At 44.2% G+C, this 466-nt stretch carries 1 protein-coding gene; it reads left to right on the forward strand.

The window, feature by feature from the left end; all coding sequences use genetic code 11:
- Positions 1 to 466: HYR-like domain-containing protein (locus ACFSR3_RS11895; RefSeq protein ID WP_449267420.1), on the forward strand; the 466-nt coding region annotated here is incomplete at both ends.

Consider the following 466-nt stretch of genomic DNA (forward strand, 5'->3'; position numbering starts at 1 on the left):
ACAGAAGGCTTGTTAACTGCTCAGTCGCAAGCCCCTGTTGCGACCGATAACTGTGGTGGTACAATTACATACACTAAAACCTCAGGCTCTTTTGCAGCAGGTTCATGCGCTAATGCAGGAACCTATACCAACACATGGATTGCTACTGATGTTTGCGGTAATATATCAGAGATATTTACCCAGATTATCACCATTGAAGATACTCAGGTTCCTGTTTGGTCAACAGAGTCAGTAGCCCTTAATGTTACTCTTGAATGCAGTGATACAGAAGGACTGACAAACGCTCAGGCACAGGCTCCTGTTGCTACCGATAATTGTGGCGGAGTGATCACCTATACTAAAACCTCAGGCGAATTTACCCGTGGTGACTGTGATAACTCAGGTACTTATACCAATACCTGGACTGCTACCGATGTTTGCGGTAATGTATCAGAGGTCTTTACCCAGATTATCACTATTGAGGATA

Origin of the sequence: Flavobacterium suzhouense (assembly GCF_042684765.1) — a bacterium.
GTDB classification, from domain to species: Bacteria; Bacteroidota; Bacteroidia; order Flavobacteriales; family Flavobacteriaceae; genus Flavobacterium; species Flavobacterium suzhouense.